We start from the raw sequence: 7,482 nt of genomic DNA, 5'->3' as shown, positions 1-7,482 counted from the left end.
GTGCCGGCCACCACCGGGGCGAGCAGGGCGCGCAGTTCGCCGGAGCGCATCCACCACAGGAAGGGCGAGCCGATCACCAGGACGGGGGCGGGCGGCTCGGGGTCCGGGCGCAGCGGGTGCGGACGGCCGCCGGGCTTCGACGGAGCCGTCCGCCGGTCCGCCGCGACGTCCTCCAGCCAGCTGTCGCAGTCCGGGGTGAGGGCGACGGCGGAGGGCGCGGGCACGTCCAGCCGGTCGGCCAGTTCGTCGATCAGCCGGTACAGCTCGGGGGCCTCGGCGCGGTCCAGCGGGACGGCCGGGGTGGACGGCGGAACGGCCCGGCGCAGGGCCCGGGCGGTGAGCCCGGCCACCAGCAGGGTCAGGGCGGCGACGGCGCAGACCGCCCAGCGGGCGGCGTCCCAGCCGGCCGCGTCGGCGGCGCCGGGCGCGCCGATCCGGCCGGTGAACCGGCCCGCGAGCAGGACCACCGCGATGGCGGCGGGCAGGACGGCGGCGGCCCGGGCGAGGCCTCGGACCCGTAGGACCGCCTGAGCGTGAGCGCGCGCGAGGTCGACTGCGGCCATACGGTGCGGCACCCCCTTCGGAGCCCTCCGGCGCCCGGCTTCGGGCCCCTGAGCCGACTCGAAACGATCAGTTCCGACCGGGAAGCGGAGGTGTCCGATCCCCGGTAGTGCATGCTGCGTGGCGCTACTGACATTTTCGACGCCCCGGTCCGGGCGGGCGTTCCGGATCGTCCCGGTTTCCACTCGTCCCGGTGACACCGCCCAGGTGTTCCGGTGACGCCGCCCGGGCGGCGGCGACCGGTCCGGTGCGAAGCACCCGGACGACCGCCTGGCCGGTCGCCGTCCAGCATCCCCCCGTGGGAGCACCGCTACCCGGCGGCGACCCCGGCGCACGAGCCCCGTGCACCACGATCCAGCGCACCATAAGGCCGTGCGGCGGGTTACGTCAGCCGGATGCGGGTGCTGTCACCCGATGGGCTGGAATCCGTCGACCGAACGGTGTGTCCGCCCCCACGACCGCTCCGGCCCCGAAACGCCGGAGGGGCTGCGGCCATGGGGTTGACCGGCGCACGCCGGCGCCGTAGGGCCCGGCCGCCGGGCCCGCCGGCCCGGGCCGCCACGCACCGCGGCCCCCGTGCGAGCGGTTCGCACGGGGGCCGCGGGAGTGCGGGAAGCGGGGCGCCTCAGACGGTGGCCGCCTTCGCCGCGATGTCGGTGCGGTGCTGGCCGCCCTTGAGGGAGATCCGGTCCACCGCGGCGTACGCGCGCTCGCGCGCCTCGGACAGGTCGGCGCCGGTCGCGGTGACCGACAGGACGCGGCCGCCGGCGCTCAGCACCCGGCCGTCCTCGCCCGACTTCGTCCCGGCGTGCAGCACGAACGCGGTGCCGTCCGCCTCGGCCTCGGCCAGACCCTCGATCGGGTCGCCGGTGCGCGGGGCGGCCGGGTAGCCCTCGGAGGCGACGACCACGGTGACGGCCGCGCCCTCGTCCCAGCGCAGTGGCTCCAGCTGGTCCAGGGTGCCGTCGGCGGAGGCCAGCAGCACGCCCGCCAGCGGGGTGCGCAGCCGGGCCAGCACGACCTGGGTCTCCGGGTCGCCGAAGCGGGCGTTGAACTCGATCACCCGGGTGCCGCGCGAGGTGAGCGCCAGGCCCGCGTACAGCAGGCCGGAGAACTCGGCGCCGCGGCGGCGCAGCTCGTCCACGGTCGGCTGGAGGACGGTCTCCAGGACCTCCTCGACCAGCCCGGCCGGCGCCCAGGGCAGCGGCGAGTAGGCGCCCATGCCACCGGTGTTCGGGCCCTCGTCGCCGTCCAGCGCGCGCTTGAAGTCCTGGGCGGGCTGGAGCGGGACGACGGTGGTGCCGTCGGTGATCGCGAACAGCGAGACCTCGGGGCCGTCCAGGTACTCCTCGATGACCACGCTCTCGCAGGCGGCGGCGTGCTCCAGCGCGGCCTCGCGGTCGGAGGTGACCACGACGCCCTTGCCGGCGGCCAGGCCGTCGTCCTTGACCACGTACGGGGCGCCGAAGGCGTCCAGCGCCTCGGCCGCCTCGGCGACCGTGGTGCAGACGTAGGAGCGGGCGGTGGGGACACCGGCCGCGGCCATCACGTCCTTGGCGAAGGCCTTGGAGCCCTCCAGCCGGGCGGCCGCGGCGGACGGGCCGAACACCGGGATTCCGGCCGCGCGCACGGCGTCGGCGACACCGGCGACCAGCGGGGCCTCCGGGCCGACCACGACCAGGCCGGCGCCGAGCCGGACGGCCAGCGCGGCGACCTGCGCACCGTCCAGCTGGTCGACCGGGTGGACCGTCGCGACCTGTGCGATCCCGGTGTTGCCCGGGGCACAGTGCAGTTCGGTGACAGCGGGATCTTGGGACAGAGAGCGGCACAGGGCGTGTTCGCGGGCGCCGCCGCCGATGACGAGGACCTTCACGCCTGGCAGCGTAGTCGGTGGCCTGTTCCGGCCGCTCTCCGGTCCCGTCGGATCCTCCAGGAAGAGGTCTTCGGACGCCGAGCGGGCCGGAGGATCCTCCAAGCGCGGAGGGGCCGGTTCGGCGGTGGGTGGCCGGGTCACGACACCGGGTCACCGGACCCTCGCTCGGACGGGTGAAATCTCGCCGCCCCCCGCAACCCGCTTACCTTGGGTTCCGGTGGCCGAAACCGGTAACGATCAACGGAGAAGCGCCCCCACGGTCAGCCATTTGGCGGTAAGAAGTGCTGTTGGAGAACCACCGGCGGACAGCCCGTCAGCCGATGCGCCGACAGAAGCAGCAGTCCGCCCGCCACAGGGAGCCCCACAGGTGAGCCAGCCGGAAATGCAGCCCGAGGAGAGTGCCTGGGGCAAGGAGATCGGCGAGGAGGACCAGTCCGTCGTCGCCGCCGTCCGGCGTGCCTCCACCCGCCGCCGCACCGATCTGAGCACCCGCCAGTTCCCGCTCGGGGACTGGGGCGAGCCCGCGGAACGGCTGGAGGAGCTCTACCGCTGGTCCGAGGAGCGGGCCGTCGAGGCGATCGAGTGGTACCGCCGGGACCGGATCTGGAAGCGCCGCTGGGCACGCCTGCTGCGGTTCGGCGCGGCCGGCTTCGCGGCGGGCGGCGTGGTCGCCCCGCTGGTCGACCTGGCCGGCGGCTTCGCGCACGGCACCGGCTGGGGCTACGTCGGCTTCGCGCTCTCCGCCGCCTGCCTCGCCACCGACCGGGTCTTCGGCGTCACCTCCGGCTGGATGCGGGACGTCTCCACCGGTCAGGCGCTGCAACGCCGTCTGGAGGCCTTCCAGTTCGACTGGGCGTCGGAGTGCGTGCGCGAGGTGCTCGGCCCGACCGAGGGCACCGCGGGCGAGGCCGCCGAACGCTGCCTGGGCGTGCTGCGCCGGTTCTGCGAGGACGTCTCGGACATGGTCCGCTCCGAGACCTCGGAGTGGATGCTGGAGTTCCGGGCCTCGATGACCCAGTTGCCCACCCAGTCCGCCGGCGCCTGGGGCGGGCGCAGCGAACCCGGGGTGGGCGCCCAGGTGCGGGTGCTGCCGCCGCCGGGAACCCGGCCCACCATGCCGCGCCAGCGGCCACCGGAGGGGCCGTTGCGGTGAATCCCGGACGGCTTCCCCGGGGTCGGGTCCCCCGAGGTCAGGGCCCCCGGGGTCAGGCGAAGACGACCATCGAGCCCTGGGTGACGCTCCTGACCGCCGCCGCGTACAGGCCGGACCAGGCGTGCCGCTCCCGGGCGAAGGGGTGGACGTCGTCGATCGGCGGCCCGAACGGCTGCTCCAGGCCGGTCGGGCCGAGCGGCCTGGTCGGGTCCGGCGGGTTGAGCGGGTCGATGCCGAGCGCCGGTGCGACGGCCTGGAGTTCGCGCAGCAGCCCGTGGCTGGAGCCGAGCGGGCCGCCGGAGGCGAGCAGCGTGTCGTCCACCAGCGGCACCGCGAACTCGACCGGCACGTACGCGCCGGCGTGGTCGAAGTGCCAGACCAGGTGCGACTGTTCGGCGCTGCTCTCGAACATCTCCAGCAGCTGCTCGTAGTCGCCGCCGAGCGCGTCGACCGGGGTGATGTCCAGGCCGGTGAGGCCCAACAGGTAGGCGCGGCGCAGGAAGTGCAGGGAGTCGTAGTCGAAGGCGGCTATCGGCTCGACCCCGCCGCTTATGCCCGGGAGGTAGCGGTAGACCGGCACCTCGGGCAGCCCGCGCGAGGCCAGCACCGTGTTGTAGAGGGCGAGGTCGTCCCGGAACGGGTTGTCGGGGCTGTGGCTCAGCACGTCCACCAGCGGGACGAGCCAGAGGTCGCAGGCCATGGCCGGCAGTTCCTCTCCGGAGGCGGGGATCGCCCGCGGAGACGGGGCGACGACGGGGGCTGGGTCGGTACCCGGACGGCCCTTTCACGGGGCGGCCGGTTCGACGCCCGCCACCCTACCGGCCCGGCGACGCGTGCGGGCCGGGCCGTCCCGGCGGCGTCTCCGGGGGCGGTTCGGGCAGCCGTCGGCCGTACCGGCCGTACGCCGTCGCGCGGGGCTGCGGCACCAGGCCGAGGCCCAGGCCCAGCTCCCGGCCGAGCTCCCGGCCCACCTCGTCGCCGCGGCGGCTCCGCGGGCCGCGCGCCGCGGGCCGCTCGGCGGCGGGCTCCCCCTCGGCCGACGGTTCGGCGGAGGACGGCTCCACGGACGGCGCTCCGGCGGACGGCGCTCCGGCGGACAGCGGTTCGGCGGACAGCGGTTCGGCGGACGGTGCCGGCGGCCCCTCCCCGACGAACCCGGTGAGCAGCCCCAGCACCGTCACCGACTCCACCGACTGCCCGGCGAGGTCCGCCAGCAGCCGGACGGTGTACAGGTTGTACTCGCAGATGATCCGGTGCGCGCCGGGCGAATCGCGGACGGCTATCGCCTCGACCAGCTCCGGGTGGCGGTCCCAGCAGAGGCCGCCCAGCGTGGGCAGCTCCCGCAGGTAGGGCGCGGCGAACATCCAGGACTGCACCCGCAGCCAGTCCAGGTACTCGGCCATCCGGCCGTTGCCGAGCAGCCCGCCGACCTCCTGCCAGAACCGGCGGTCGCAGCCCACCATCACGTCCAGGTTCCCGGCCCGGGCGGCCCGCACCGCCGCGTCGGCCCGGCGGCGCAGCGAGGGCAGCCGGCTGAGGTCGGGCAGCGCCCGGCGGGCGGCGTACTGGCGGTGGAAGGCGTCGGTGATCAGCACCCGGGACTCGAAGATCTCGACGAAGTCCCCCCAGCCCAGCTCGGGCACGATGAAGCCGCGGTGGTGCTCGGCCCGCAGCAGGCCCTGCGAGGCGAGGTCGACCAGGGCCTCCCGGGCGGGGGTCGCGGAGACGCCGTACAGCTCGGCGATCTCCTTGACGGTGAAGTTGCTGCCCGCCGCCAGCCGGCCGGCCATCATCTCCTCGCGCAGCGCGCCGGCGATCTGCTCGCGCAGGCTGTTGCGCTGGATGACGGGGCGGGGGGTGTCGCCTGCGCCGTTGTCAGGCATGGGCGCGATCTCCTCGGGCGGGCCTACCGGGCCGGCCCTCGGACGGGTCGGCGGGGAACACGACGAGTGCTCATCTTCTCAAACCCGGCCGACCCAGGTACGAACCAACCCTCCCGAAACGCCGCCCACCGTGTTCCGGTCCGGCCCCGGCTCAGCGCTGGACCGGTGCCGGAATCCCCAGCAGGCGATCCCGCAGCACCGGGAACTCGGCCCGCGCCCCGGCCACCTCGGCCGGGTCGAACTCGACCGTCAAGACCTGCTCCTCCACCCCCGCCTCGGCCAGCACCCGGCCCCACGGGTCCACCACGATGCTGTGCCCGGCCTGCTCGACCCCGGCGTGCGTCCCCGCGGTGTTGCAGGCCAGCACGAAGGCCTGCTCCTCCACCGCCCGGGCCCGCGCCAGCAGCGTCCAGTGCTCGCGCCGCCGGGCCGGCCAGGCCGCCGGGACCACCAGCAGCTGCGCGCCGGCGTCCAGCAGCGCCCGGAACAGCTCCGGGAAGCGCAGGTCGTAGCAGGTGGCCAGGCCCAGGGTGGCGAAGTCGGTGGGCGCGGTGACGATCTCCTGACCGGCGCCCATCGCCACCGCCTCGCCGCTGTCGAAGCCGAAGCGGTGGATCTTGCGGTAGGTGTGCGCCAGCTCGCCGTCCGGGGAGAACAGCAGCGAGGTGTTGTAGATCGGACCGTCCGGATCGCGTTCGACGATCGAACCGGCGTGCAGCCAGACCCCGGCGGCCCGGGCGGCGGCCGACATCGCGTCCGAGGTGGGCCCGTCCAGCGTCTCCGCGCCGTCCGACCAGAGGTCGTAGGCGAAGCCGCCGAGCGGCCACAACTCGGGGAGCACCACCAGGTCGGCACCCTGCTGCGCCCGCACCAGGGCCGCCGCCCGGGCCCTGCGCTCGGCGGGCGGTTCCGCGTCGGAGACCGCGAGTTGGATCAATGAAGCGCGCACAGTACCACCGTCCACGGCAAGAGACCTACGATCGTCACCCGAAAGCGCTGCCCAGCTGTCTCCCGGCAGCGTAACGTGCGGTAAGCGTGTGCGCCCGGAAAGCCGGACCATCCCGGTCGGCCGTGACGGCGGGGCACAGGTGGCAAGGAAGCTGACGGAGGGCCGGAGATTCCCGTGACGGACAACCAGACCGTGCAGGCTTACACCGAGGCGTGGACCCAGAGCATCGAGTCCATATCGGAGCTGGTCGGCCCGCTTCCCGAGAACTCCTGGAACCGGGCCACCGAGTGCCCGGGCTGGTCCGTCCGGGACGTCGTCTCGCACGTGATCGCGGTCGAGTCCGAGTTGCTCGGCGACCCGCGCCCGATCCACTCGCTGCCCCGTGACCTCCGTCACGTGACCTCCGAGTTCGCCCGCTACGTCGAGCTGCCGGTCGACAAGCGCCGCTGCTGGACGGCACTGGAGATCACCAGCGAGCTGGAGTACACCGTCATCCGCCGCTCGCGGGCGCTGCGGAACGCCAAGCAGGGCCCCGAGGACCCGGTGCGCTGGCCGGCCGGACCGCTGGCCAGGGATGTCCCGTACCACGAGCTGCTGCGGCTGCGGGCGTTCGACGTCTGGGTGCACGAGCAGGACCTGCGCCGGGCCCTGGAGGTCCCGGGCAACCTGGACTCCCCGGCCGCCCTGATCGCCCGGGACCTGCTGCTGGAGCTGCTGCCCAAGGCCGTCGCCACCAAGGCCGGTGCCCCGGCCGGGACGGCCCTGGTGCTGGACGTCACCGGCCCGCTGGAGTTCCTGCGCACCGTCCGGGTGGACTCCACCGGCCGCTGCACCGTGGACGAGTCGATCAGCCTGGCCCCCGACGTCCAGCTCACCATGGACTGGGAGACCTACCTTCGGCTCGCCTGCGGCCGCGGCCGCCCGGGCCCGGTCACCGTCGAGGGTGACGCGGAGCTGGCCGAGCGGGTGCTGGCCAACTTCTCGGTCACCATCTGAGGACCGCCGCGAGGCCCCGTCGGCCCCGGGACCACCCGTCCCCTCGGCCGACGGGTCGCCGTTGTAC

The 7,482-nt window shown here is 74.8% G+C and carries 6 protein-coding genes and 1 pseudogene; 2 read left to right on the top strand and 5 right to left on the bottom strand.

Features of this window, described 5'->3' with window-relative positions; all coding sequences use genetic code 11:
• Both ACFRMQ_RS35250 and purD read right to left on the bottom strand, forming a co-directional pair.
• Positions 1 to 563 (bottom strand): annotated as a pseudogene (locus ACFRMQ_RS35250) (hypothetical protein); the annotation flags it as partial.
• Positions 564 to 1,186: 623 nt separating this feature from the next.
• Entirely contained in the window at positions 1,187 to 2,434 is a 1,248-nt protein-coding gene (purD, locus tag ACFRMQ_RS35245; RefSeq protein ID WP_380734879.1) for a phosphoribosylamine--glycine ligase, read from the bottom strand.
• A 367-nt stretch (positions 2,435 to 2,801) separates the two neighbouring features.
• Here purD and ACFRMQ_RS35240 point away from each other — a divergent pair, with 367 nt between their 5' ends.
• Complete coding sequence (locus ACFRMQ_RS35240) at positions 2,802 to 3,587, top strand: SLATT domain-containing protein (RefSeq protein ID WP_380734878.1); 786 nt, start codon at positions 2,802 to 2,804, stop codon at positions 3,585 to 3,587.
• Positions 3,588 to 3,639: 52 nt separating this feature from the next.
• Here ACFRMQ_RS35240 and ACFRMQ_RS35235 read toward each other — a convergent pair whose 3' ends face one another.
• From ACFRMQ_RS35235 to ACFRMQ_RS35225, 3 genes are all read right to left on the bottom strand, one after another.
• Positions 3,640 to 4,287, bottom strand: coding sequence for a hypothetical protein (locus ACFRMQ_RS35235; RefSeq protein ID WP_380734877.1), 648 nt, complete (start codon positions 4,285 to 4,287; stop codon positions 3,640 to 3,642).
• A gap of 115 nt (positions 4,288 to 4,402) precedes the next feature.
• Complete coding sequence (locus tag ACFRMQ_RS35230; protein WP_380734876.1) at positions 4,403 to 5,470, bottom strand: GntR family transcriptional regulator; 1,068 nt, start codon at positions 5,468 to 5,470, stop codon at positions 4,403 to 4,405.
• Between the two features lie 151 nt (positions 5,471 to 5,621).
• Complete coding sequence (locus ACFRMQ_RS35225; protein WP_380734875.1) at positions 5,622 to 6,419, bottom strand: carbon-nitrogen family hydrolase; 798 nt, start codon at positions 6,417 to 6,419, stop codon at positions 5,622 to 5,624.
• Between the two features lie 174 nt (positions 6,420 to 6,593).
• Between ACFRMQ_RS35225 and ACFRMQ_RS35220 the strand changes: the two genes are divergently transcribed.
• The gene (locus ACFRMQ_RS35220) at positions 6,594 to 7,415 is read left to right on the top strand and encodes a maleylpyruvate isomerase family mycothiol-dependent enzyme (protein WP_380734874.1); all 822 of its coding nucleotides are present in this window, start codon (positions 6,594 to 6,596) and stop codon (positions 7,413 to 7,415) included.
• Positions 7,416 to 7,482: the final 67 nt, after the last annotated feature.

Origin of the sequence: Kitasatospora sp. NPDC056783 (assembly GCF_042789895.1) — a bacterium.
Classification (GTDB): Bacteria; Actinomycetota; Actinomycetes; order Streptomycetales; family Streptomycetaceae; genus Kitasatospora.
This window is presented reverse-complemented; position numbering and strand designations above follow the sequence as displayed.

Bases quoted from the DNA above. Each gene is read 5' to 3' on its own strand.
- ACFRMQ_RS35235 (WP_380734877.1), bottom strand. From the start codon at position 4,287: ATGGCCTGCGACCTCTGGCTCGTCCCGCTGGTGGACGTGCTGAGCCAC.
- ACFRMQ_RS35230 (WP_380734876.1), bottom strand. From the start codon at position 5,470: ATGCCTGACAACGGCGCAGGCGACACCCCCCGCCCCGTCATCCAGCGC.